Raw genomic sequence first — 24,587 nt, 5'->3', positions numbered from 1 at the left:
ACCGCACAGCCCCCTCCGTCCGTTGGGGACCCACGTCCGTCAGCTGTGTACCGGGGCCTCGGCAGCCGCCGTGCACACGAAGATCGCCGTCCCCGGGATCAGATGCCCCCGCAGCGGGGACCAGCCGCCCCACTCCTGGGTGTTCCATTCCGGCCATTCCGGCTCGACGAGATCCTCCAGCCGGAACCCCGCGGCCACCACGTCCCGCACCCGGTCGCCCAGCGTCCGGTGGTGCTCCACGTACACCGCCCGCCCGGACTCGTCCTGTTCGACGTACGGCGTGCGATCGAAGTACGACGCCCCCACCGAGAGCCCCTCGGGCCCCGGCTCGTCGGGGAAGGCCCAGCGGATGGGGTGGGACACGGAGAAGACGAACCGCCCGCCCGGCCGCAGCACCCGGCGCACCTCACGCAGCACCCGCACCGGATCCGCGACGAACGGCAGCGCCCCGTAAGCAGAACAGGCGAGGTCGAAACTGCCGTCGCGGAACGGCAGCGCCCCGGCGTCCGCCTCCACCAGCTCCGTGGTGTCGTCCGCCGCCCCGTCGGCGATCCGCAGCGCATGCTGCAACTGCCGGTGGGAGAGGTCCAGTGCCACCGGGAGCGCGCCCTGCGCCGCCAGCCAGCGGGAACACTGCGCCGCGCCGGCCCCGATCTCCAGGATCCGCCGCCCCTTCAGCTCGGCGGCCGGCCCGAGCAGCGCGGCCTCCGCCTCGTCCAGCCCCTCCGGCCCCCAGATGAAGCGGTCGTCCCCCAGGAACGCCCCGTGCTCGCTCTGGTACTCGTCCGCGTTGCTGTCCCACCAGCCCCGGCTGGCCCGGCTGCTCTCGGTGTCCGAGGCGTCACGGCGGGTCGCCTCCGGCTCGTGCTCTTGGTTCATGGCGCCCGTCGTCGTAGTGTTCGCTCTGCTTGTTGCTGCAGGGACTGTGAGGCCGTTCGACCTCGCGGAACATCGCGTGTGCCGGTTATGGGGCGTTCTGCCCCGGGTGTGCGCGTTCGCGCATTGACCGGGTCCGGCTGCCCCCGTATGCTACAAGTTGCGCTGCGGGCTTGCGCGCCTCAGACGGAGCAGGCCGCGCTCGCATCTGTATGTATGTCCCCTCGGTTTTGAGGCGATTCGGGTCGCTCCGGATGCTCCGGCATCTGCGGTTCTCCCGAAGGTGCGCCCTTGACACTGTCCGGCTTATGCAGAGGCGATACGGGCTCTCGGCGTAGCAGTACCTACGACTTCAATGTCCGTACCGGAGCCCTTTCCCACATGACGAGCAGCACCGAGACCACCGCCACCACCCCGCAGGTTGCGGTCAACGACATCGGTAACGAGGAAGCCTTCCTCGCCGCGATCGACGAGACGATCAAGTACTTCAACGACGGCGACATCGTCGACGGCGTCATCGTGAAGGTCGACCGGGACGAGGTCCTGCTCGACATCGGTTACAAGACCGAAGGCGTCATCCCGAGCCGCGAGCTCTCGATCAAGCACGACGTCGACCCCAATGAGGTCGTCGCCGTCGGTGACGAGATCGAGGCCCTGGTCCTCCAGAAGGAGGACAAGGAAGGCCGCCTGATCCTCTCGAAGAAGCGCGCCCAGTACGAGCGCGCCTGGGGCACCATCGAGAAGATCAAGGAAGAAGACGGCATCGTCACCGGTACCGTCATCGAGGTCGTCAAGGGTGGTCTCATCCTCGATATCGGCCTCCGTGGCTTCCTCCCGGCCTCCCTGGTCGAGATGCGCCGCGTCCGCGACCTTCAGCCCTACGTGGGCAAGGAGCTCGAGGCCAAGATCATCGAGCTGGACAAGAACCGCAACAACGTGGTCCTGTCCCGCCGTGCCTGGCTGGAGCAGACCCAGAGCGAGGTCCGCCAGACCTTCCTCACCACCCTCCAGAAGGGTCAGGTGCGCTCCGGCGTCGTCTCCTCCATCGTCAACTTCGGTGCCTTCGTGGACCTGGGCGGCGTCGACGGTCTCGTCCACGTCTCCGAGCTGTCCTGGAAGCACATCGACCACCCCTCCGAGGTCGTCGAGGTCGGCCAGGAGGTCACGGTCGAGGTCCTGGACGTCGACATGGACCGCGAGCGCGTGTCCCTGTCGCTCAAGGCGACCCAGGAAGACCCGTGGCAGCAGTTCGCCCGGACCCACCAGATCGGTCAGGTCGTCCCGGGTAAGGTCACCAAGCTCGTTCCCTTCGGTGCGTTCGTGCGCGTCGACGAGGGCATCGAGGGCCTGGTCCACATCTCCGAGCTGGCCGAGCGCCACGTCGAGATCCCGGAGCAGGTTGTCCAGGTCAACGACGAGATCTTCGTCAAGGTCATCGACATCGACCTCGAGCGCCGTCGCATCAGCCTCTCGCTGAAGCAGGCCAACGAGTCCTTCGGTGCCGACCCGTCGGCGGTCGAGTTCGACCCGACCCTGTACGGCATGGCCGCGTCTTACGACGACCAGGGCAACTACATCTACCCCGAGGGCTTCGACCCCGAGACCAACGACTGGCTCGAGGGCTACGAGACCCAGCGCGAGGCGTGGGAGAACCAGTACGCCGAGGCGCAGCAGCGCTTCGAGCAGCACCAGGCTCAGGTCATCAAGTCCCGCGAGGCCGACGAGCAGGCTGCGGCCGAGGGCGCTGCGGCGCCGGCGGCGCAGGGTGGCGGCCAGGCCGGCGGCGGCAACGCCGGTGGCGGCGGCTCCTACTCCTCGGAGTCGGCGGACAACTCCGGCGCCCTGGCGTCGGACGAGGCCCTCGCCGCGCTCCGCGAGAAGCTGGCCGGCGGCCAGAGCTGAGCTCTCGCCGATAGGCACTAGCCGATAGACGAAGGCCCGTTCCCCTCAAAGGGAGCGGGCCTTCGTCGTACCCGCAGGCGGGCGCGAGGGGGCCGGGGCGAACGGGGGCGCGTACGCATCCCTTGGCTCCCGGAAGGCGAGCGCTGCATGTCGGTGCCGAGGTGTCGCGGGGGCGGAGTCCGAGGGGTGGGGCTGCTGTGCCTCACGATGCAGGAGTGCGGGGAGGGGCGGTGAATTCGTCTTCTGCGACGGGGAGTTCACCAGCCGAAAAGTGGAATGCGAAATGTGAGATGAGGGGCTACGGGGTAGGCGTGAGGTGAGGGGCCGGCGAGTGGCGTCGGGTGGGGGTGCGCGGTGGCGACGTCGGAGGGGCGGGCGCGAGGGCCGGAGTGCCCGATGGCGTGGGCCGGCCGGGGCGGGGCCGGAACTGACCCTCTGCGAGGGCGCAGGGCGGCGCAGGCCGGTCGTCGGGAATGCTTACGCCCCCTCATGCGTTGCCGCCCATGAGAACGAGAAGGAGCGGTCACTGTGTTGGATGCCCAGGGTTTGTACGAATGGGAGCCGAGCGGGCTCGCGGAGGTCGAGGCGATCGCCTCCAGGGACTCCGCCGGCCTGGTGCTGCTGTACCACTTCGACGGGTACATCGACGCCGGCGAGACCGGCGACCAGATCGTCGAGCGGCTGCTGGACGGCCTGCCGAACCACGTCGTCGCCCGCTTCGACCACGACCGCCTCGTCGACTACCGGGCCCGCCGCCCGCTGCTCACCTTCGAGCGCAGCCGGTGGACCGCCTACGAGACCCCGAGCATCGAGCTGCGGCTCGTACGGGACACCACCGACGCGCCCTTCCTGCTGCTGACCGGGCCCGAACCGGACGTGGAGTGGGAGCGCTTCGCGGGCGCGGTGAAGGACATCGTGGAGCGCCTGGGCGTCCGCCTCTCGGTCAACTTCCACGGCATCCCCATGGGCGTCCCGCACACCCGCCCCGTGGGCATCACCCCGCACGGCAACCGCACCGACCTGATGCCCGGTCACAGCGCCTTCTTCGACGAGGCACAGGTCCCCGGCAGCGCCGAGGCGCTGATCGAATTCCGGCTCGCGGAAGCCGGACACGATGTGCTGGGCGTGGCGGCGCATGTACCGCACTACATCGCCCGGTCCGCCTACCCGGACGCCGCACTGACCGCTCTGGAGGCCGTGACGGCCGCCACGGGGCTGGTCCTGCCCGGCGCCGCACACGCGCTGCGTACGGAGGCACTGCGCACGCAGGAGGAGATCGAGCGGCAGATCTCGGAGGGCGACGAGGAACTGGTGGCCCTGGTCAGCGGGCTGGAGCATCAGTATGACGCGGTGGCCGGGGCGGAAAGCCGGGCGAGTCTGGTGGCCGAGCCGGTGGAACTCCCCTCGGCCGATGAGATCGGCAGGGAGTTCGAGCGCTTCCTGGCGGAGCGGGAGGGGGACGGCGGGGCGGGCGGGGCTTGAACCGGTTGGTGCTTGAACCGGAGGTGCTTGAAACGGGGGGCTTGAACCGGTCGGCGGTTGAACCGGCCGGGGTCTGAACCCGGCTGGCGCTTGGACCTGCGGGCGGCTGAACCGGCCGGTGCGTGAACTGGCCGGCGCCGAGCTGGTCGGGACCTCCTGTGCTGCCGCCGTCCGGGCGCACCGTATAGCGTGGGTCCATGGTGAAGGTGGGGCTGACGGGCGGAATCGGCGCGGGCAAGAGTGAGGTCTCGCGACTGCTGGCGTCATACGGCGCCGTGATCGTCGACGCGGACAAGATTGCCCGCGAGGTCGTCGAGCCGGGTACGCCCGGACTGGCGGCCGTGGTCGAGGAGTTCGGGAACGGTGTGCTCGCGCCGGATGGCACGCTGGACCGGCCGAAGCTGGGCGGGATCGTCTTTGCCGACCCGGAGAAGCTGAAGGCGCTGAATGCGATCGTGCACCCGCTGGTGGGCGCGCGATCGGCCGAACTCGAAGCAGCGGCGGGCCCGGACGCGGTGGTCGTGCATGACGTCCCGCTGCTGACCGAGAACGGCCTGGCGCCGCTGTACGACCTGGTGGTCGTGGTCGACGCCGCACCGCAGACCCAGCTGGACCGCCTGGTACGGCTGCGGGGGATGGCGGAGGACGAGGCCAAGTCCCGGATGGCGGCCCAGGCGACGCGCGAACAGCGGCTGGCGGTCGCAGATCTCGTGATCGACAACAACGGACCGCTGGAGGCGCTGGAACCGCAGGTACGTGCGGTGTGGGAGCGGCTGCGGAGCGCGTGAGGGCGGAGGGTACCCTCGCCGCCATGACTGCTGCTTCCGATCTTGACGCCCAGACGCCCGGTACCGCGGCCGCCTCCGCTACGGAGCCCGGCGCGGGATCCGCTTCCGAGTCCCGCTCCGCCGCCGGGTCGGCCCCCGCCTCGTTCGCGGTCAATATCCCCGGCATCGCGGACGACGAGCTGGAGGCGGAACCGCTGGACCCCTCCCAGATCGTCTCCGGCGAGCCCGTGGTGACGGGCAAGGTGTTGTGGGAGTCCCCCGACGGGCGGCAGATCCGGGGAATCTGGCAGATCACGCCGGGAGTGGTCACGGACACCGAGGCCAACGAGCTGTTCGTGGTCGTCAGCGGGCGCGCCACCATCGAGGTCGAGGGCGGCCCGGTGCTCGAAGTGGGACCCGGCGATGCCTGCGTCCTGCGCGAGGGCGACCGTACGCAGTGGACCGTGCACGAGACGTTGCGCAAGGCGTACCACATCAGCCTTTAGGGGGCTGCGGTTCGGCGGGGGGTTGGTGTGGGGGCGTAGTGGCTCGGGGGGGCTTGGGTGGGCTGATGGTGTGGGGGTGGGTGGGGGAGGGGCTGGGTGGAATGTTGGGCTGGCTTCTCCTCGGGGGGGCCGCCCCCGCCCCCCGCCCCCTCCCCCGCTCTCTTGCTCCTCCCTTGCTCCTCCCTTGCCTCCTTCCCTACGGCCTACTTCTCCTCAGCCGGTCTCCTCCCCCCCCCGGATCGTTACGGCTTCGCGTGCGGTGGGTTGGGCCGGTTGAGGGGGCGCCCGCCGGGGAATGCCGCGGCCGGGGGGATTGTTGTGCCCCAGGTAGCGCCGTACGGTCCGTAGCTGATGCACGCCCCGACGGCGACGGAGAGGAGCAGGCCGTGCCCGAAAGCAGCCCCGAGACGCATGTGATCGACTTCCGCGCCGCGGAGCAGCTGTTGGCGGCCCGCGACCCGCGCGGTGCGATCCAGCTGCTGGACTCGGTCATCACCGCGCACCCCGAGAACACCGCGGCCCGGCTGCTGCGTGCCCGCGCCTTCTTCCTGGCCGCTCAATTGCGGCCCGCGGAACTCGAGTTCCAGATTGTGCTGGAACGCGAGCCGGACAACGCCTTCGCACATTTCGCGCTCGGCCGCACTCTGGAGCGCGCCGATCGTTCCGAGGAGGCGCTGCGCCACTTCCGGCTGGCGGCGGCTCTGGAGCCGCGCCCGGAGTTCATCGAGGCGGCCCGCTTCGCACGCGAGACGGGTAACGGCGAACACGACCCCGGCCATCCGGACAGTGAGACGGAGTAGCCGCACCGAGACGGTTAAGGGCGAACGCACTGCCCCTCACCGGACGTTCGGCCCGCCCAGTGGCACACGCGCAATCTTCGGTGATCTTCGGTCTCACCCCGTGCCGCACGGCCGTCGTCCAGACGCGTACCCCCATTCCCCCGATCCTCGGATGCCTGCCCCTGGATTCCGTACGGGCGCATTTCAGGGCTCGGCAGCCGCAGCCGGGACCGGACACCGCCTCCCTCCCGTGCATGCCCGTCTGTCCCGCCTGTGCCAGCCCGCCGCCGTGCGGCCGCGCAGCACCTCCTGCCCGGTGTTCCGTCCCCTCTACCGTCCGGTGTTCCGTCTCCGGCCGGCGTCGTTCCGTATGCCGAACGCGTCGTTCCGGCCCCGGTCGGGTGCGTAGGGGGGTATGTCCTTGCCCGGTTGGTAGTGCGGTCCCTGACGGATGTGGCGGATCACCATGGCCAGGTCCGTGGCCGCCACCATGGCCAGGGCGGCACATGCCGCTGCCCATTCCGGCCGTCCGGCATTGATGAAGGCCACGGTTCCGGCGATCGCCCACAGCAACCCCCACAGCGCCAGCCCACAGCGTATTTTCAGCGGGCTGCGTGCGTGAAGGGGCTCATTTCCCGTACGCATCGGCACCCATCTCCCTCCTCCAGGATCCTCCCGATCGACTGGACAGTCACTTCTCCCCGGCACCTCTTTTCCTCGCTTGCGCCATGCGTCCCGCGGCTTGCTCCGTGGGTTTCCTGCCGGCGGGGGGCGGGTCGCCGGCGGGGTGGCCGTTGATCCAGGACAGCCCGCCGATGTCGAGCAGTGAGCGGGCGCGGGTCACCGCGACGTAGGCCAGACGCGCCTCGTCGATGTCGATCGGACCCGGGAGCGGGGCTCCGTCCTCCCCGCGCTCGTCGAGATCATCGGGGCCCGTGAAGTCGTCCGCGATGCGGACGCTCGCCCACTCCCGCCCCTTGGCTCGGTGGGCCGTGGACACCGTCACCTCGGCGGATTCCTCGGGTGAGAGCTGCTGGAGTGCACCCAGCAGGGCCGGTGTGCCGTGCTCGTCGACCAGTTCCACGAGCGGCAGCAGATCCCGTCCGGCCGGGTCGAACTCGGCGTACTCGCGCAGTTCGCCCCAGGTCTCGAAGAGCATCAGCTCGGGGTGTGCGGTGCGGTGCCCGGCGTCGAGGTCGTGCGCCGCACGGGCCAGAGCGCTGAGCGCCGCACCGCCGCCGGCCAGTGCGACCCGGCGGTCCGCTGCCAGCTGCTGTATCACCTCCACCATCGCTCCCGCATTCGTCCGGCACAGAATCGCGTCCGGCGCGCGGACCGTGCGCACTTCCGTCTCCCGGTCGGGCGCACCGGTGAGCCGGAGCGGTGCGCCGACGATCGTGAGCCAGCGGTTGGCCTCGGCCGCGAGCGCCGGCCCGAAGCGGAACGAGCGGGAGAGGCTGAGCTGTCTCCCGTCGAATCCGGTCATGACATCGCGCGCGCCGCGCCAGCCGTAGATGGCTTGAGCGGAGTCCCCGACCATCACCAGCTGAGCGTGGTCGCGCTGGGCCGTGAAGACCTGCTCCACCACGGGGTTGGTGTCCTGTGCCTCGTCCAGGAGCAGGAAGTCCGCAGGGATGACGGGCTCGCTCAGCGCCCACATCTTGAGGTAGTGGTCGTGCTCGAAGCGGACGACGCCGTGGTCCGGATGCTGCAGATCGGCCCAGGCCTTGCGCGCATACGGCAGGACGAGTTCGGCGAGGTGTGCGTGGAGCGGTTCGGGCTCGGCCCCGCGCAGGGGTGGGACATGGTGCGGTGCCACCTCCGTGTCGGCCGACTGGCAGAAGCGGGTGACGGTGCGCAGCACCGTATGTGAGAGCGCCTTGTGCGTGACTGTGTGTGCTCCGATGCGCACGGTCATGCCGTCGTCGATGCCCAGGGCTGCGCCCGTGCGCCAGCCCGCTTGCCGTGGGGCGTTCATGCGCGCCTGGAATCTCCTGCCCAGGGCGGTGTAGGCGAGGGCATGGGCGGTTCCGCAGGACACCTCGGAGGGGACTGACCGGGCGGCGTGGCGCGCGACCGCTCTGTTGAAGGCGATGTACCGGCCCGAACGGCCCTGGCGCCGCGCGGTGTGGGCGAGCATGGCGAGGGTGGTGGTCTTTCCTGTCCCGGCGCCGGCCTGGATCACCAGATGCGCGCCGGTCGGAAAGGCTTCCGCCGCGGCGGACTGTTCGAGCGTGGGGGCGTTCGTGGGGGTCTTCGTGGAGGTGTTCACGAGGGTGTTCATGAGGGCTCCTCACCGGCACGGGCAACGGCATCGGTCGATCACCGAGAGTGATTTCGTCACTGACCGTAGCGGATTTCCGGCGGAGAGCGAGAGGCTTTGTGCGGCCTGTGGATAACTCGGCCGATGCGCGAGGCGCGGGCAGGACGCATTGTCAGTGCCGTCTGCTTACCTCGTCATCACGGCACGGCCCGCGGCGGGCCGAGGCCGGAGCGGGCGGGAGGTTCGCCTTCTCCGGCACGGTCGACGAGCAGGTGCCGAAGTCGAAGGCCGGCTGGACTTCGGGCGCGTCCGGCGATCCCTCGCCAGGCGCGCGGGGGGAGGGCCGGGACGCTGGGGGAGGGAGCGGAAGGCACCGTGCGTACGACCGTAGACTCGCAGGTCGGGGACACAGCAGCAGGGCGGGCGCGGCAGGCTCGGGGAGCGCCGTGGCCGGCACGGGACGGCCGAGCGGTAAGGGATGGCATGACGAGGCGGTGGGAGGCGGCGGCAGGGGAGACCCGGCCGCCGGACGGCTCGTCCGCGGCCGGATCCGGGGGCGCGAGCGAGGACGGCGGGATCGGCGCCGCCGTGGTTCGCTGCGCCGCGGTGTTCCTGCCCGCCCAGCCGCCGCGCGCCGGGAAGATCGCGCTCTGGCGGCCGGAGGGCGGCCCACTCCCGGATGGCCTCACCACGGGAAGCGAGGCGGCGGGCGAGGGCGGAGCCGCCGAGCCGGGGGAGCTGACCGTCGCCCGCCGCCACGGAAACGGCGCCCGCAGCCGCACGGTCCCCGCCGTACTGCTCCCGCTGGCCGAGGCCGTCCCGCTGCTGATCCGTGCCCGGCACGCCCCGGACGCCCACCCGGCCGCCGCCTGCTGGGGCGCGGCCACCCTCCATGCGCTGCACCTCACCGCGCGCGGCCGGCTGCTTCCCGGACTGACCGCCGACGACACCGACGCCTGGCGCGCCGGCCCGCTCGACCCCGACGACATCGCGCACCTGCGGGCCATCGCCGCCGCCATGCCCGCCGAGGCCTTTCCGGTACCCCTCCCCGGCAGCCGCCCACTACAGCTGCACGATCCCGCGGAGCTGGTCCGGCGCTATGTGGACGCGGTCGTCGATACGCTGCCGCGCACCCCCGCCGCCGCAATGGTGGCCGGCGCCCCGTTCGCCGCGAGGACACCCCAACGCCTGCCCGGCGCCCGGGAATGGGCCACCGAGGTCGCGGCCGGCGTCGACGCGGGGGTACGGCTCTCGCTGCGCCTCGACCTCTCCCCGCACCGGCTCTTCGACCGGCAGGAGGAAAGCGGGGCGGGCGACACCGAAGAGCGCAGTGCGGCCGCAGCCGTCCTGCAGGTGCACAGCCTGACCGACCCCACCTTGGTCGCCGACGCCCGGGACCTGTGGGAGAGCGAAGGGCCCGAGCACTTCGGGGCGCGCTCCCGCGTCGACACCCTCCTCGCACTGCGCCGCGCCGCCCGTGTCTGGGCCCCGCTCACCCGCCTCCTGGAGCGGCCGGTGCCCGACGTACTGCCGCTCGGCGAGGACGAGTTGTACGAGCTGCTGGGCGAGGCCGCGCCCCGTCTGGGCGCCGCGGGAGTGACGGTCCACTGGCCCAGGGAACTGGCCCGCGGTCTGACCGCGGCGGCCGTGCTGCGCCCGGCACCCGGCTCCGCCGCGGACGGCTTCGGCTTCTTCGACACCCGCGAACTGCTGCAATTCCGCTGGCAGGTGGCGCTGGACGGGGTGGCGCTGACCGAGGCGGAAATGGACGCCCTCGCCGAGGCGCACCGTCCCGTCGTCCGGCTGTGCGACCAGTGGGTCCTGGTGGACCCCGGGCTCGTACGCAAGGCCCGCAAGCGCGAACTGGGCTACCTGGAGCCGGTCGACGCCCTCGCCGCGACGCTCCACGGCACCACGGAGGTGGACGGCGAGGAGGTCGAGGTGGTGCCCCAGGGCGCACTCGCCGCGCTGCGCGGCCGCCTCACCACCGACGCGCGCCCCCTGCCCCAGCCGCCCGGACTGCGCGCGACCCTCCGCGACTACCAACTACGGGGCATGGCCTGGCTCGACACCATGACCTCCCTCGGCCTGGGCGGATGCCTCGCCGACGACATGGGTCTGGGCAAGACCGTCACCGTCATCGCGCTCCATCTGCACCGGCGGCCCGCCGCACCGGTGCTCGTGGTCTGCCCGGCCTCCCTCCTCGGCAACTGGCAGCGCGAGATCGAACGCTTCGCCCCCGGCACCCCCGTACGCCGCTTCCACGGCCCCGGCCGCAGCCTCGACGGCCTGGACGGCGGCTTCGTGCTGACGACCTACGGAACGATGCGCAGCAGCGCGCCCCAACTGGCCGGCCGGCCCTGGGCATGGGTCGTCGCCGACGAGGCCCAGCATGTGAAGAACTCGCGTTCCTCGACGGCCAAGGCGCTGCGCAGCATCAAGGCACCCGCCCGGATCGCCCTCACCGGCACCCCCGTGGAGAACAACCTCTCGGAGCTGTGGGCCCTCCTCGACTGGACGACCCCCGGGCTCCTCGGGCCCCTCAAGACCTTCCGCGCGCTGCACGCCCGTGAGGTCGAGGGCGGCGAGGACCCGGCGGCGGCCGAGCGGCTGGCCCGACTGGTGCGCCCGTTCATCCTGCGCCGCAAGAAGTCCGACCCCGGCATCGCCCCCGAACTGCCGCCCAAGACGGAGACGGACCACCCGGTGGGGCTGGGGCGCGAACAGGCCGCGCTGTATCAGGCCGTCGTCCGCGAGACCCTCTCCCGGATCGAGAACGCCGAGGGCATCGCCCGCCGCGGCCTGGTCATGAAGCTGCTCACCGCCCTCAAGCAGATCTGCAACCACCCCGCGCAGTACCTCAAGGAGGCCGCGCCCGGCGTCGCCGCCCGCTCCGGGAAGCTCGAACTCCTCGACGAACTCCTCGACACCATCCTCGCCGAGGGCGGCGCCACCTTGATCTTCACCCAGTACGTGGGCATGGCACGGCTGCTGGACGCACATCTGACCCGGCGCGGCATCCCGGTACAACTGCTGCACGGCGGCACCCCGGTCGCCGAACGGGAGAAGATGGTCGACCGCTTCCAGTCGGGACACGTCCCGGTCTTCCTGCTGTCGCTGAAGGCAGCCGGCACCGGCCTGAATCTGACCCGTGCGGGCCATGTGATCCACTACGACCGCTGGTGGAATCCGGCGGTGGAGGAGCAGGCCACCGACCGTGCGTACCGCATCGGCCAGACCCAGCCCGTCCAGGTCCACCGCCTGATCGCCGAAGGCACGGTCGAGGACAACATCGCCCAACTCCTCGGCGCCAAAAGGGCGCTCGCCGACGCGGTGCTGACCGGCGGCGAGAGCGCGCTGACCGAGCTGTCCGACGCCGACCTCGCCGACCTCGTCTCCCTCCGGAGGCCCGGATGAACCCACGTCCCGCCTCCGGGCGCGCCGCCGCAGCGGACCGGCTGGCCCGCGCGGACCGCTCACGCACCTTCCCGCCGCTGCCGGTCCGTACTGGCGCCCGGGGGCTGTTCGCCGAGTCCTGGTGGGGCAGCGCCTGGTTGGACGCCCTGGAGACCACGGCTCTCGACAGCGCCCGGCTCGCCCGCGGCCGCACCTACGCCCGCGACGGCCATGTCGACACCATCAACGTCACCCCCGGCCGCATCGTCGCCACCGTCCGCGGCAGCCGGCCCCGGCCCTACAGCGCCGAGATCCGCCTCCGGACCCTCACCGACCAGGAGTGGGACGGCCTCCTGGACGCCATCGCCGCGGAGCCCGGCCGGCTCACCGCCCTGCTGGCCAAGAAGCTTCCGCCCGCACTGGCCGAGGGCGAGGTACGCCTCCTTCCGGGGCCGGGCGACCTCGTCCCCCGGTGCTCGTGCCCCGACCACGGCCGTCCCTGCAAGCACGCCGCCGCGCTCTGCTTCCAGGTGGCCCGGCTCCTGGACGCCGACCCGTTCGTGCTGCTGCTGATGCGCGGCCGCGGCGAACGCGAACTCCTCGACGCCCTCTCCCGCCGCAACGCCGCCCTCACCGCCTGCGAAGCCCGCGACCATGCCCCCGACGCCGACCGGCCGGCCCCGTACCGCCGCGGGCCCGGGGGAGGGCCGCCGGCCGCCGACGCTGAACAGGGCTCAACGGCGGCCTCCGTCGGCGCCCCCGGGGAGGCTGCCTTCGGCGGCGTCCCCGGGGAGCAGCCCGCACCGGCCGAGGCCCGGTCGCGCGGTGTCCAGGCCCGGTTGGCCCTCTCCGACCGCCCCCGGCCGCCGCTGCCGCCACCGCTGCCGCTGCCGCCGCAGCCCGGCCGGCCGTCAGCCCTCCCGGACGGCGACGGTCTCCCCTTCGACCCCGCCACCCTCGAATTCCTGGCAGCCGACGCCGCCGCCCGCGCGCACGCCTGCGTATCCGCCGGCCGCACCCCTGGCCCCGGTGCGCGACACACGGCCGGCCACAGCCCGTTCCCGGCCCTGCCCCCCTGGGAGGACGCCATCCGCCTCACCGCCACGGCCCACCCCACCGCGGGCCTGACCGCCACCACCCGTGTCCTCTACCGCGACCTCGCCGCGGCGACCGGCCGCACCCCGACGGACGTGGCCCGCGCCGTCGCCGCCTGGCGGCAGGGCGGCCCCGAAGGCCTCGTCCTCCTCGACACCCCTTGGAACCCCCCGGCCGGCGACTTCGACCGGGCCCGCAGCGCCCTTCTCGCCGCGGACCTCCCGTCCCTGCGCCCGCGCCACAACCACCTCACCGACCCGGACCGCGGCATTCAGCTCCGCTTCGGTCACGACCACCGCTGGTATCCGTACGAATCCGAACCCGGCGCCCAGGACTGGTGGCCCGCCGGTCCCGCGGACCCCGACCCCGTGGGCGCGCTCACCACCCTGCTCGCGCGATGACTAACCTCGACGCCGTGGAAGGTCTCGACGCACTCACCCGGTCCCTCGCCCGGCGCACCCCCGAGCAGCTCGCCGCGCTCCTCACGCGCCACGCCGAGCCGCTCGCCCGCCGCCCCGCACCCACCGAACTCCGCGGCCTGGCAAGCACCTTGTGGTCGTACGAAACCCTCCACCAGCTGGTGGTGCATCTCGATCACCCGCGCCTCACGGTGCTCGCCACCGCCGCCCGCCTCAGCCAGGAGCGCGCCGGGCAGGCTGCCCCCGGACCCGCGGCCCCCGCCCCGGGCGCCGACTACCAGTCCCTGATGGCGCACCGGCTCTCCTTCGCGCATCTGGCCACCGAACCCGTCCCGGCCCAGGACGTGTTCGCCGCCCTCGACGCGACCTCGCCCGGCCTCACCCGCACCGCCGCCGAAGACGCCCTGCACGCCCTCTGCGACGACGGACTCGCCGCACCGGGCGAGGACGACACGATCGTCGTCCCGCCCCGCGCACCGCAACTCCTCGCCGCCCACGACCTCGGCCCGTTCCTCGCCCACGCCCCACGGCCCGTCCCGGACACCGCCGCCGCCCCGGAAGAGCGCGCCGCCACCGTCCCTCCGACCTCGCCGCACGACGAAGCCCGGGCGGCCGTGGCGACCCTCGCCGCCACCGTGGAGCGCCTGCTGGCCTCTCTGGCGACCCAGCCCGCCGCCCTGCGCAAGTCGGGCGGGCTGACCGTACGGGAGATCAAACGGCTGGCCAAAGCGGCCGGCGCCGACGAACCGCACACCCGCCTCCTCCTCGACCTCACCCTCGCCGCAGGCCTCATCGCCCTCACCCGCACCCCGTCCGGCATCACCGCCCTGCCCACCGGCGCCTACGACGACTGGCTCACCCGCCCGCCCGGCGCCCGCCTCGCCCCCGTCCTGGCCGCCTGGTCCGACCTGTGGGACGTCCCCACCCACACCCCGTTCGGCGAGACCCCGACCGCACTCGTCCGCGGACACGACCGGCATGCGCCCGCCCTCCGGCACGCCCTCCTCGCCGCCCTGGCCACCGTCCCCCTCGGCGCGGGCGTCCCCCTCCCCGCGCTGCCGCTCAGCGAACCCCCGCAGCGGGAGACGGACCACCGCACCCCGTGGACGGACCTCCTCCGGGCGGCCGACTGGTACCGCCCCCTTGCCGTCACCCGCCGGCCGATGGCCGAAGAACGCGCCGCCCACACCCTCCACGAAGCCGCCTACCTGGGTCTGGCCGCCCACGGGAGGCTCACCCCTCTCGGCCGTGCGCTGCTCACCGACCCGCAGTCCCTCGACGAGCCGCTCGCCGCACTGCTGCCGCCGCTCCTCGAACAGGCCCATTTCCAGGCCGATCTGACCGCCGTCGTACCGGGCCGCCCCTCCGCCGCGCTCACCGGACTCCTCGCCTCCGCGGCCGACCGCGAATCCGAAGGCCACGCCGTGACCTGGCGCTTCACCCCGCACTCGGTACGCCGCGCGCTGGACTCCGGCCACACCGCCGCCACGCTCCTCGAAGACCTCACCCGCGCCTCGGTCACCGACACCCTGCCGCAGCCGCTCGATTACCTCATCCAGGACGCCGCCCGCGCCCATGGCCGGATGCGGGTGCTGCCCGCCGCCTGCTGCATCCGCTCCGACGACGAAGCCCTCCTCAAGGAGCTCGCCGCGCACCGCGCGCTGCGCGCCCTCGGGCTGCGCGCGATCGCCCCGACCGTCCTGGTCAGCGGCCGGCCGCCGACCGCCACCCTGGACGCGCTGCGCGCCGCGGGCTATGCACCCGCCCTGGAATCCGACACCGGCACCACGACCGTCGAACGCCTCCCCGCCCACCGCGCCACGGCCCCCGCTCCCACCCGCAACCCCCAGGCACCACTCACCCTCGCCCACCGGCTCCTGGGGCTCACCACACAACCCCGACAGACGGAGGGGGACCGGCAGCCTGCAACGGCCGGTGATACGTGACCTCTGGGGGCGGACCCGCCCCAGCCTGCGGCGCCCGCGCCGCATAGGCAGGCGCGCCACGCCGGGTGTCCGCGCCGTCACCGAGATCCTGCCGGCGGCCGGGCAGCCAATACGGCAGGGCGGACCGCCACCCAGCCATACGGCGGGGCGGACCGCCACCCGCAGTGCCGTCCCGGGCGGTCCGCGGCGCTAGCCCCGCCGACGTGACGGCGGTCCGAACGGGTCTGTGGCCCCGGCCTCAGCCCTCGCCCGGCTTCCGCCGGTTCGCCCCGCCGAAACGGCGCAGCGCCGTCGGCGCGAAGCCGAGTCGGCGGGGGAGCCGTCCGGCCGTGGGCGCGGCGCCGGGGCGGCGGGACGGGGACGAGGGCTGCCCCGGGACGGGTGGCACCGCTGAGAGCGTGGTGGCAGGCAGCGCCGGGAGGGGGGATGCAGCACCGGTCGATGCCGGGGGCCGGGCGCCGGCGGCCGACGAGGGGCCGGGCGTCGTCGGCAAGGACCCCGCCGCCGGCCTCGGTGCCGCCTGCCGGGCCGGGGAACCGCCGGCCGCCGGGCGGCGCCGTGCCGTGTTCCGGAGTGCGTCGAGCGCGGCGGAGGGCCGCAGGAACGGGGCGGCGGGAGCGGCGGGCGTGACGACATCGACGTACGAACGGCGGATGGCGGTGCGGCCGGTGCCGGGGAACGGGAGCGCCTCGCCGGCCGCCAGGGCCCACGGTTCCTGAACGATGCGGCCGATGGCCCGCTGTGTCCTTTGGGCGAGCGCCGGATCGTCCATCCCGTGGCGGCGCAGTACCCGGCGCAGCGCGGTGGCGCCGTGGGCGGCCAGGGACAGGCCCTGACCGCAGTCGGCGGCGAGCGAGACCACGGCGCCACCGAGGACGATGAAGCCCGTGGGCCAGGACGCCAGCTCTTCGTAGCGCCGCCGGCGGCCGGCCGTGTCGCGGGTCAGCCGCACCTCGCTCAGCGGCTCGGCGCCGGCGATGAGGTCGCCGATGAGCGGGCTGCAGCGTTGGGCGAACGGCACGAAGCGGCCCGCGTGTTCGGACGGCCGGTCGTCGCCGGTGCCGGTGAGCGTGACCAGCCAGCGGCCGCCCTCGATCGGGACCAGCGTCGCTGTCTTACCGGGCAGCGCGCGCCGAGGTGCGAACGGACCGGGAACCGGCTGGGTGAGCGGGGAATGGGCGGTGAGCACCGGACAGTTCTCGGTGCCCTCAGGGGCGCGGAAGATACGGGTCGCCGAGACGATCCCGGCGTCCGAGACGTCCTCGGGGGTGGTGGGCAGCCCCAGCGTGGCCAGCCGGGACGGGGTGGTGGAATGGCGGCCCGTGGCATCGATGACGAGGTCGGCATCGAGCCGGTACGTCCCGCCGCCGGTGGTGTCCCGGACCCGTACCCCGGTGATGTGTTCCGCGGTGCCGGTCAGCTCCGCCGCTTCGGTGCCGTCCAGGACGCTCACTCCGGGCAGGCCGGGCACCTGACGGCGGATGACCCGGTCGAGCAGATCGCGGGAGCAGGCCAGCAGATACTGCGAGTGCGGTCGCCGGCCTAACCAGCTCTTCGGGGAACGGTCGGCGAACCCGGCCGGCACCGGCATCCGGCGGGCCCCCTCGCCCAGCCACTGATCGACGCTGCCCGGCAGCAGCGCCTCGACCAGCCGGGCGCCGTTTCCCGTCAGCAGTTGGGCATGCCGGGCCTGCGGAAGGTCCGTGGGCAGCGCAGGAGTCCGCGGCTCGCGCTCGACGACGATGACGTCGGCGTGACGGGACAGGGTGGCGGCGGCGAGCATGCCCGTGAAGCCGCCGCCGAGCACCACGGCGAGGTAGGGGTGGGTGAACTGGAGCCCGTTGCTGCTCGCAAAGCTCGACGCGTTCATGGGCAGTCCCTTTCTCGGCGGCGGAGCACGGTTCCCCGGCCGGCGCGCGACACGTCCACGAAGGGCGGTGCCGCATACGGGCGGGAACACCGGCGTGCGGCGGCGATGACGGCGTCGGTGGCGGCCGTGAAGGAAGCCGTCAGCGAGAACGGCAGGGACGCGGATGCGGTCCGCAGGAGGCGCAGCGGCGCCGGCGGAAGTGGTAGTGCACGCTGGGGGTCCCGGCAGGCCGACGCGAACGCCGGCCTGCCGCCCCCCGATTTCCCCTTCATGATTCCCCCTCAGGCCGTGCCCGCCTTGCCCCGCGCACGGCCACCCCCTCCGCCACCCGCCCGTGTCACCGGGTGGGGCGGGCGAGCACAACTGCCTCGCGGAACGCGCTCGGCCCAGGGGGACGCAGCCGTCACATCTGGTCAACGGCGGACACCCTTCGGGATCGTAGGCTGCGGCGATCACATCCGACAGCGGCGTGTGCAGGAGAGACGCGTGGCAGCCACCCCGGGGATACCGAGGGGTAGATCCGATGCAAAGTGGCGCAATGGGCGGAAATCGCTGCAGGGGTTTCTCGCGTCGCGAGAAAGCAGAGCGAAAAATTTCACCAGGAGAAGGGTGGCGGCGCCGGAAGCCTCTCATGGTTGGCGCGAAATGATCGGATAACCGCGGGTACTTGGCCGGCCTGCCTACCCTGTGCGGGCACCGCACCGGAGAACCAAAGGGAGAGTCGTGCGCGCGATTGTGATGCGAGAATTCGGCGGCCCGGACGTGCTGCGGCTCGAGGACGTTCCCGAGCCCGCGCCCCGCGGCGGCCACTCGCTGGTCGAAGTCGCCCTGGCCGGTATCAACTACGCGGATGTGCACGTACGGGGGGACTCCTACCTCGCGCCCGTGGAACTGCCGTACGTACCCGGCAACGAGGTCGTGGGGACGGTCGACGGCACCCGGCGCGTCGTCGGGCTGTGCCGCGGCGGCGGATACGCGGAGCGGGCGCTGCTGCACCGCCGGGTCACCTGGGACGTCCCCGACGCCGTCAGCGACGAACAGGCCGTCGCACTGGCGCTGCAGGGCAACAGTGCCTGGCACCTGCTGTTCACCTCGCTGCGCCTCACCCAGGGCGAGACGGTCGTCGTGCCGGCCGCGGCGGGGGGCGTCGGTTCGCTGGCCGTCCAGCTCGCCGCGCACGCCGGGGCCAGGGTCATCGGGCTCGCGGGCTCCCCGGAAAAGCGCAAGCTGGCGGAGGAGTTGGGTGCCTACGCGGTGGTCGACTCGACCGCCGAGGACCTGACCGAACGCATCCTGGACGCGGCCGGCGGCCCGGTCGCGGCGGCGCTGGAGATGACCGGTGGTGTCACCTTCGAGCGGACCCTCGCCGCCGTCGCCCCGCGCGGCCGGCTGGCCGTGTACGGGTTCGCCGGCGGCGACCTGGCGAGCGTGCCGACCCGGGACCTGATGGAACGGAGCATCACCGTCTCGGGCTTCTGGCTGCCGCAGCTCTACGCGGACCGTACGGCGCTGCCGACGTCCATGCGGGCCCTGTTCGACGCGGTCGTCGACGGCAGCCTCAAGCCGCTGACCGGCGCCGTCTACGGGCTCGGTGACGCGGCGCAGGCGCACCGGGACCTGGCCGCCCGTACCCCGACCGGGAAACAGGCCCTCGACGTCGCCCGATAATTCCGGTAGCCCAGGGCGCCCGACGGGCAGAACGGCTGCGGGAGTGCACGCCGGGGCCGGCCGTCGGGAACCGTGGGCGACGGGGGAGCCGGCTCGCACCGGAAAAGCCGTGCGCCTTCGGGCGCGGACCATTGCCAGGGGAGAGAGCACACGATGGGCCACAGCACCACAGCCTCGGGATCGCCGGCCTCGGCCACCGCACCCGACTCCGCTTCGGGCACCACCGCCAAGGCGCCGGGGACCACCGCCAAGGCGCCGGGGACCACGGCCAAGGCGCAGGGGACTGCGGCCAAAGCGGCGGGCAGCACTGCCAAGGCGCCGCGCACCACGGGTCATGCCAAGAAGCCCCGCCAGGCAGCCAAGGGCGCGTCGTCCACGGGCTCCCGGACGTCGGGATCCGGCCATGCCGAGCGGGTCTTCCTCGTCCAGACGGCGTTCGCCGAACTCGGCGGCTCCGCCCACGGACCCGGTGAGATTGCCGAGTTCACCGGCCTGGACGACTCCGTCGTCTACCGCATCCTGCAGTCCGGTATCTACCAGCGGATCTTCGAGCGGGTGGACCGCGGCCTCTACCGGCTGCGGACCTCGGCCGCCCAACTCGCCTTCACCGCGCTCGACCACCGTCTCGACGGCGCCCAGACGGTGCTCCGCGATCTGCGGGACGCCACCGACGGGGGGCTGGCGTTCCTCTACATGGTGGCGCCCTTCTCCGGTGCGCAGCGTCAGTGCGTCGACATGGCCGTCGGCGACTCCGACCTCGCGGAGCTGGGCATGACGCCGCGCGATGTGCTGTCCGTGACGCGTTCCTTGCGCACCGGTGCCTCCGGGCGGACGATCCTCGCCTACCTGCCGGAGGTACTGCAGCAGCGGGTGCTGGCCGAGCCCGTGCCCGACCAGGCGGGACCGGGCGTCTACCGGGACAACGACGCACTGGTGGCGTCGCTCGCGGAGGTGCGCGATCTCGGCCATGCGCTCGGGTACGAGGAGTGCATGGCCGGGTGGAACTCCTGCGCGGCGCCCATCATGTGGGACGGCTCCATCATGGGAGCGGTCCTGCTGCTCAAGCTCAAGTCCGTCATGCCGGTGGCCCCCGAGAGCGTCATCGAGGCGACGAAGGAGGCGGCGGCCGTACTCAGCCGCTACGGAGCGGCCCGGCCGGCCGCGGACCAGGCCTGAACCACGGCACCGGGCCACCGGCCCGCCCATGAACCGGCCCGCGTCATGTGGGCGGCACCTGCCGCCCCAGGGCGGACCGACGGGACTCAAGGAGGTCTGATGGAACCGGAGTTGGCGGCGCTCGCCGCGGCAGGGGCGACGACGCTGGTGCAGCAGATGGCGACGGACGGCTGGGCGACGGTCCGCCGCAGAATGGCGGCCTTCCTTGCCCGGCGGCGGGACACGGCCGACGAGGAGGTCCTCGCCGGCGAGCTGGAGGTCTCGCGCGCCGATCTGGCGGCGGCCCGGGAGGAGGACGACGAGAGCGGGGCGGCCGGGGTGACCGCGTTCTGGCAGCTGCGGCTGCGGCGGCTGCTGAGCGAGGACCCGGCCGCGGCGGCCGAACTGCGCGCGCTGCTCGACGAGGTGGCCCCCGAAACGGAGCGCGGAGGGGTGCGGGAGGTGCACAACACCGTCAGCGGCGGGGTGCACCACGGTCCGGTGATCCAGGCCGGCATCATCTCCGGGTCCCACTTCACCACCGGGCCGAACCCGCCGCTGCCGGGCTGACACGGGACGCTCCCGGGCCGCGCGTCCGTGCAGAATGGCGGGGTGCGGCTCGAAGCGATCACCTGGGAACGGCTCACCGACGCGCTCGCCGAGCGCCTCGTCGCGATGCCGTCGAAGGACGGGAGCCCCTGGCTGCGGGTGGCCGTCGACGGGGCACCCGCAGCCGCCCCGGACGAGCTGGCCGGCCGGCTCGCCGAGGCGCTGCGGGTGCGGGGGCGGGCGGTGCACAAGGCCGGCGCCTTCGGCTTTCTGCGCCCCGCCTCGCTGCGGCTCGAATACGGCCGAAAGGACCCGGACGCCTTCCACGACGAGTGGTTCGACCGGCAGGCGCTGTGGCGGGAGGTGTTCCAGCCGCTGGATCCGGGCGGCACCGGGCGGGTGCTCCCCGATCTGTGGGATCCGGTGGCGGACCGGGCGACCCGCAGCGGATACGTCGAACTTCCGCCCGGCGGCGTCCTGTTGCTCCACGGTCCGCTGCTGCTCGGTCACTGGTTCCCCTTCGACCTCTCGGTGCATCTGAAGCTGTCGCCGGCCGCGCTCGCCCGCCGCACCCCGGAGGCCGAGCGCTGGACGACGCCCGCGTTCGCGCGCTACGAGTCCGAGACCCGGCCCGAGGAGGCGGCGGACATCGTCGTACGGGCCGACGATCCCCGCCGGCCGGCCTGGAGCGGGGCGTCCTGAGCGCTCGGCTCGTCCTGCGGCCTGGCTCGTGTGGAGCGCCGGGCCCGGGCTGGGCGCCCGCCCTTCCTCAACGCCCGGTCCGACCCGAGCGCCGGGGCTCACCGGGACGACCGTGCCCTGCACCGTCACCTCGTAGAACTCGTGGGCGCCGCCGCCCTCTTGCGACAGCTCCGGATACGTCGTGCCCTCGGACATGGTGATCCCTTCCACGGCCGGCCCCACGGCCGTCCCCCGCTGGAAAAACCGTACGGCCGACCACTGACAACGGATCGGGGAGCGTCGATCGAGGGCCGCTGATCAGCGCGTTCGCGACGGCGGTTAGCGTGCACCCGTGACGACTTCATTCAATGCACCCGACGAGTCCCCCGCGTTGCCCGGAAGTCAGGGGCCGGCCGCGACCGTGGAGGCGCGGCCGCGTTCCGTCGGCACCGTGACCATGACCTATGCGCCCGACCCCGACGGCGACCCGGACCCCGGAGAGATCGTGTGGACCTGGGTGCCCTACGAGGAGAACGACGGCCGCGGCAAGGACCGTCCGGTGCTGGTCGTCGCCCGTGAGTCGGCCGGAACGCTGCTGGCCGTCCAGCTGTCCAGCAAGCGGCACAACAACGACCGGGAATGGGTGCCCCTGGGCACCGGCCCGTGGGACCGCGCGGGGCGCGACTCCTGGGTGGCCGTGGACCGGGTGCTGCGGGTGCACCCGGCCGGGATGCGGCGCGAGGCCTGCGCACTGGACCGGGGCCGCTTCAACCTGGTGGTCAACCGGCTGCGCGAGCGCTACGGCTGGCGCTGACGGCCGCATGGGGCGTCAGGCGTCCGCCAGGGCCAGAAGCTTGGTGACGGTGTTCCAGTTACGGGCGGTGGCCGTCACCCCGAGCCGGGCGCGGCTCACGGTCTCGGCGAGCTTGGAGCGGCCGATGCCGCCCGGGCACCACAAGTACAGTTCGCGCCCGATCAGCCGGTACTGATCGGGCGCGAACGCGGCGAGGTCGAGCGCGTCGAGCCGCGAGGTGTCGGCCGGCACCGCGGACAGGAACGTCACATGCAGGCTCTTGGGCTCCGGCACGGCCTGCGGGAACGGATTCGCGGCGACGGCGGCGGCCAGCTCGTCGCGGGTCCGGACGACGACCGGCACCGTCAGTCCGAGGTCGGTGGCAATCCGGTCGTGCAGCATCCGGGCCGTCTCCTCCGGCGGCGTACCGGGGTCGGCGAAGACGATATTTCCGGTCTGCAACAGGACCGAGACCTCCTTCAGACCCAGCGACTCGGCCAGCGCCAGCTGCCGGGCCTTGGGGAAGGAGTTGTGTCCGCCGACGTTGATGCCGCGGAGCAGTGCGATCTGACGGGACATGACGCTGCCATTCGTGGGAGCCGGACTCGGTGCGTACGGACGACGGTCGGAATCAGAAGAGCGGGGCGGGCAGCACACCTTCCAGGGCCAGCAGCAGGCGTTTGGTCTCCAGGCCGCCGCCGAAGCCGCCGATCCCGCCGTCACTGGCGACGACACGGTGGCAGGGCACGACGACCGGCAGCGGATTGGAACCCATCGCGGCGCCCACCGCGCGGGCGGCGCCCGGCTCCCCGACCCGGTCGGCGAGGTCCTGATAGCCGACGACGCCGCCATAGGGGACGTCGGTGGCCAGGACCTGCAGGACGCGGGCGGAGAAGCCGGAGGACAGCGACCAGTCCAACGGGACCGTGAAGGTCCGCAGCCGACCGGCGAAATAGGCGGAAAGCTCGGTGGCGGCCGTCGCCAGATGCGGTAGGCCGCTGAGCGGAGGTCCGCCGAAGAACTGCTCCAGACGGGTCAGCGCGCGGCGGGCCGTCCGCTCGTCGGCATGGAAGGCGACCTGGACCAGGCCCGCGCGGGTCGCGGCGAGCAGCAGCGGACCGATGGGGGTCTCCAGCCGGGTCCAGGCCCAGTCGCGCCGGGCCGCCGCCGGGTCCGGCGCTGCGTCCGGCCCGGTCGCCGACGGGGAATCCTGCTCTGCATGCGTCACCTGTTCAGGGTAGGACGCACCACTGACAATGCGCCGGGGCCAGGCGCCCGCCCCCGGTCCGCTCCCGGCGCTCAGTCGTCCTCGTCGTCACTGCCCTCCACGACGTCCCGCACCACGTCGGGCTTGTTGGTGATGATGCCGTCGACGCCCAGGCCGGCGACCTTGAGCGCGGTCGCCGGGTCGTCGACGGTCCAGGTGTACAGGTCCAGCGGCCGGCGGTGCGGGCCCTTCAGCCCGTGGACGGCGGTCACGTAGTCCCGGGTGACCACCGTGTGGACGGGGTTGATCTGGTCGCAGTACTTGGCGAACTTCGGGAGGTCGGCAACGGACGGATTGCCGAGGAAACCCGTCCTGATGTCCGGCCGCAGGGTGTGCACGGTCTTGAGGGTGTCGGCATTGAAGCTCTGGATGATCAGCCGGTGCTTGACGTGTGAGCTGCTCAGCCAGCCCTCGCTGCGCAGCTCCTTCAGGGTCTGCCGCTCGATGCCGGGGTAGAGCTCCGGCGACTTCAGCTCCATCAGCAGGCTCTGGTCGTTGTGCTCGACCTCGTCCATGTAGTCCTCCAGGGTCGGCACCCGCTCGCCTTTGAACTTCCGTCCGAACCAGCTGCCGGCGTCCAGTTTGTCGATCTCGCGCAGCGTGAAGTCCGACACGTTCCACGGGGAGCGGTCGGGGAAGACCTGCTCGACGTTGGTGGTCCGGGCGAGCGAGCTGTCATGGAGGATGACCAGCTCGCCGTCCTTGGTGCGCTGGACGTCGTTCTCGACCCATTCGACCCCGAGCCGGGCGGCGGCGTCGATCGAGGCGAGGGTGTTCTCGGGCGCGTACGACGAGGCACCGCGGTGGGCGACCGTCACCGGAGGGTGTCCCTGTCCGTGCGGTGCTGCCTGGGCGGCGGCCGGGGAGAGGGCGAGCGCGGACAGACCCAGGAGCGCACCGGCGGCGACGGCGGCGACGGGGCGAATACGCATACGGACTCCTCGTGACGTCGTGGACGTGAGCTGACGTGAAGTGACGTGAACCGGGGTCGGACGGACAGAGGCTCGCAGCCGGGCCATGGCGGGAGGCGGTGGTGCGGTGGCGGGGCGCTGAACGAGAAGTGGCCGGTGTTCGGTTCCGGAGCGTCGCGCAGTCGCAGGATGCCCGGACCAGCCGTGCCACAGACGTACGCTCCGACGCCGTCCAACTTGCCGGAGCCACGGCATCCGCGCA

At 72.8% G+C, this 24,587-nt stretch carries 20 protein-coding genes; 13 read left to right on the top strand and 7 right to left on the bottom strand.

Features of this window, described 5'->3' with window-relative positions:
- Positions 1-39 precede the first annotated feature (39 nt).
- Positions 40-879 (bottom strand): class I SAM-dependent methyltransferase, encoded by an 840-nt coding sequence (locus tag BKA18_RS08675; protein ID WP_366046196.1) that lies wholly within the window; start codon positions 877-879, stop codon positions 40-42.
- Between the two features lie 378 nt (positions 880-1,257).
- On the opposite strand from BKA18_RS08675, the gene rpsA reads away from it, so the two are divergent.
- The 5 genes from rpsA (at position 1,258) to BKA18_RS08650 (ending at position 6,333) form a co-directional block, all read left to right on the top strand.
- Positions 1,258-2,778: a 30S ribosomal protein S1 gene (gene rpsA, locus BKA18_RS08670; protein WP_033271630.1), complete on the top strand. Its 1,521-nt coding sequence runs from the start codon at positions 1,258-1,260 to the stop codon at positions 2,776-2,778.
- 528 nt (positions 2,779-3,306) lie between these two features.
- On the top strand, positions 3,307-4,260 hold the full coding sequence (locus BKA18_RS08665; protein WP_366046195.1) for a PAC2 family protein: 954 nt from the start codon (positions 3,307-3,309) through the stop codon (positions 4,258-4,260).
- 197 nt (positions 4,261-4,457) lie between these two features.
- Positions 4,458-5,048, top strand: a complete 591-nt coding sequence (gene coaE / locus BKA18_RS08660; protein WP_366046194.1) for a dephospho-CoA kinase — start codon at positions 4,458-4,460, stop codon at positions 5,046-5,048.
- 23 nt (positions 5,049-5,071) lie between these two features.
- A complete protein-coding gene (locus BKA18_RS08655) occupies positions 5,072-5,533 on the top strand; it encodes a cupin domain-containing protein (protein ID WP_366046193.1) in 462 nt (153 codons plus the stop codon).
- 386 nt (positions 5,534-5,919) lie between these two features.
- Positions 5,920-6,333: a tetratricopeptide repeat protein gene (locus tag BKA18_RS08650; RefSeq protein ID WP_366046192.1), complete on the top strand. Its 414-nt coding sequence runs from the start codon at positions 5,920-5,922 to the stop codon at positions 6,331-6,333.
- A 309-nt stretch (positions 6,334-6,642) separates the two neighbouring features.
- Here BKA18_RS08650 and BKA18_RS08645 read toward each other — a convergent pair whose 3' ends face one another.
- Positions 6,643-6,957, bottom strand: coding sequence for a DUF6343 family protein (locus BKA18_RS08645; RefSeq protein ID WP_366046191.1), 315 nt, complete (start codon positions 6,955-6,957; stop codon positions 6,643-6,645).
- Between the two features lie 46 nt (positions 6,958-7,003).
- Positions 7,004-8,596 (bottom strand): UvrD-helicase domain-containing protein, encoded by a 1,593-nt coding sequence (locus tag BKA18_RS08640; protein WP_366046190.1) that lies wholly within the window; start codon positions 8,594-8,596, stop codon positions 7,004-7,006.
- 462 nt (positions 8,597-9,058) lie between these two features.
- Between BKA18_RS08640 and BKA18_RS08635 the strand changes: the two genes are divergently transcribed.
- From BKA18_RS08635 to BKA18_RS08625, 3 genes are read left to right on the top strand one after another with little or no spacing between them, the layout of a single operon-like run.
- Entirely contained in the window at positions 9,059-11,992 is a 2,934-nt protein-coding gene (locus BKA18_RS08635) for a DEAD/DEAH box helicase (RefSeq protein WP_366046189.1), read from the top strand.
- Positions 11,989-13,467, top strand: a complete 1,479-nt coding sequence (locus tag BKA18_RS08630) for an SWIM zinc finger family protein (protein WP_366046188.1) — start codon at positions 11,989-11,991, stop codon at positions 13,465-13,467. Before BKA18_RS08635 ends, BKA18_RS08630 begins: the two co-directional genes overlap by 4 nt.
- A 14-nt stretch (positions 13,468-13,481) precedes the next feature.
- Positions 13,482-15,431 (top strand): helicase-associated domain-containing protein, encoded by a 1,950-nt coding sequence (locus BKA18_RS08625; protein WP_429638258.1) that lies wholly within the window; start codon positions 13,482-13,484, stop codon positions 15,429-15,431.
- Positions 15,432-15,669: 238 nt separating this feature from the next.
- Here the strand turns inward: BKA18_RS08625 and BKA18_RS08620 are convergent, their stop codons facing one another.
- Positions 15,670-17,301, bottom strand: coding sequence for an FAD-dependent oxidoreductase (locus BKA18_RS08620; protein WP_366046186.1), 1,632 nt, complete (start codon positions 17,299-17,301; stop codon positions 15,670-15,672).
- A 723-nt stretch (positions 17,302-18,024) separates the two neighbouring features.
- Here BKA18_RS08620 and BKA18_RS08615 point away from each other — a divergent pair.
- The 5 genes from BKA18_RS08615 (at position 18,025) to BKA18_RS08595 (ending at position 22,168) form a co-directional block, all read left to right on the top strand.
- Entirely contained in the window at positions 18,025-18,969 is a 945-nt protein-coding gene (locus BKA18_RS08615) for a quinone oxidoreductase family protein (protein ID WP_366046185.1), read from the top strand.
- Positions 18,970-19,122: 153 nt separating this feature from the next.
- Entirely contained in the window at positions 19,123-20,145 is a 1,023-nt protein-coding gene (locus BKA18_RS08610) for an IclR family transcriptional regulator domain-containing protein (RefSeq protein WP_366046184.1), read from the top strand.
- Positions 20,146-20,244: 99 nt separating this feature from the next.
- Positions 20,245-20,694 (top strand): hypothetical protein, encoded by a 450-nt coding sequence (locus tag BKA18_RS08605; protein ID WP_366046183.1) that lies wholly within the window; start codon positions 20,245-20,247, stop codon positions 20,692-20,694.
- A 42-nt stretch (positions 20,695-20,736) separates the two neighbouring features.
- Entirely contained in the window at positions 20,737-21,375 is a 639-nt protein-coding gene (locus tag BKA18_RS08600; protein WP_366046182.1) for a nucleoside/nucleotide kinase family protein, read from the top strand.
- A 331-nt stretch (positions 21,376-21,706) separates the two neighbouring features.
- Positions 21,707-22,168: a type II toxin-antitoxin system PemK/MazF family toxin gene (locus tag BKA18_RS08595; RefSeq protein WP_040899510.1), complete on the top strand. Its 462-nt coding sequence runs from the start codon at positions 21,707-21,709 to the stop codon at positions 22,166-22,168.
- Positions 22,169-22,183: 15 nt separating this feature from the next.
- Here BKA18_RS08595 and BKA18_RS08590 read toward each other — a convergent pair whose 3' ends face one another.
- The 3 genes from BKA18_RS08590 to BKA18_RS08580 all read right to left on the bottom strand — a co-directional run bounded on the left by BKA18_RS08590 (position 22,184) and on the right by BKA18_RS08580 (position 24,346).
- The gene (locus BKA18_RS08590) at positions 22,184-22,726 is read right to left on the bottom strand and encodes a DUF1697 domain-containing protein (protein ID WP_366046181.1); all 543 of its coding nucleotides are present in this window, start codon (positions 22,724-22,726) and stop codon (positions 22,184-22,186) included.
- Between the two features lie 52 nt (positions 22,727-22,778).
- Positions 22,779-23,375, bottom strand: a complete 597-nt coding sequence (locus tag BKA18_RS08585; protein WP_366046180.1) for a methylated-DNA--[protein]-cysteine S-methyltransferase — start codon at positions 23,373-23,375, stop codon at positions 22,779-22,781.
- 71 nt (positions 23,376-23,446) lie between these two features.
- Positions 23,447-24,346, bottom strand: coding sequence for a glycerophosphodiester phosphodiesterase (locus BKA18_RS08580; RefSeq protein ID WP_366046179.1), 900 nt, complete (start codon positions 24,344-24,346; stop codon positions 23,447-23,449).
- Positions 24,347-24,587: the final 241 nt, after the last annotated feature.

This window comes from Streptomyces auratus (genome assembly GCF_050433025.1).
GTDB lineage: Bacteria > Actinomycetota > Actinomycetes > Streptomycetales > Streptomycetaceae > Streptomyces > Streptomyces sioyaensis.
The sequence above is the reverse complement of the archived record's forward strand: the minus strand, read 5'-3'. Positions and strand labels throughout refer to the sequence as shown.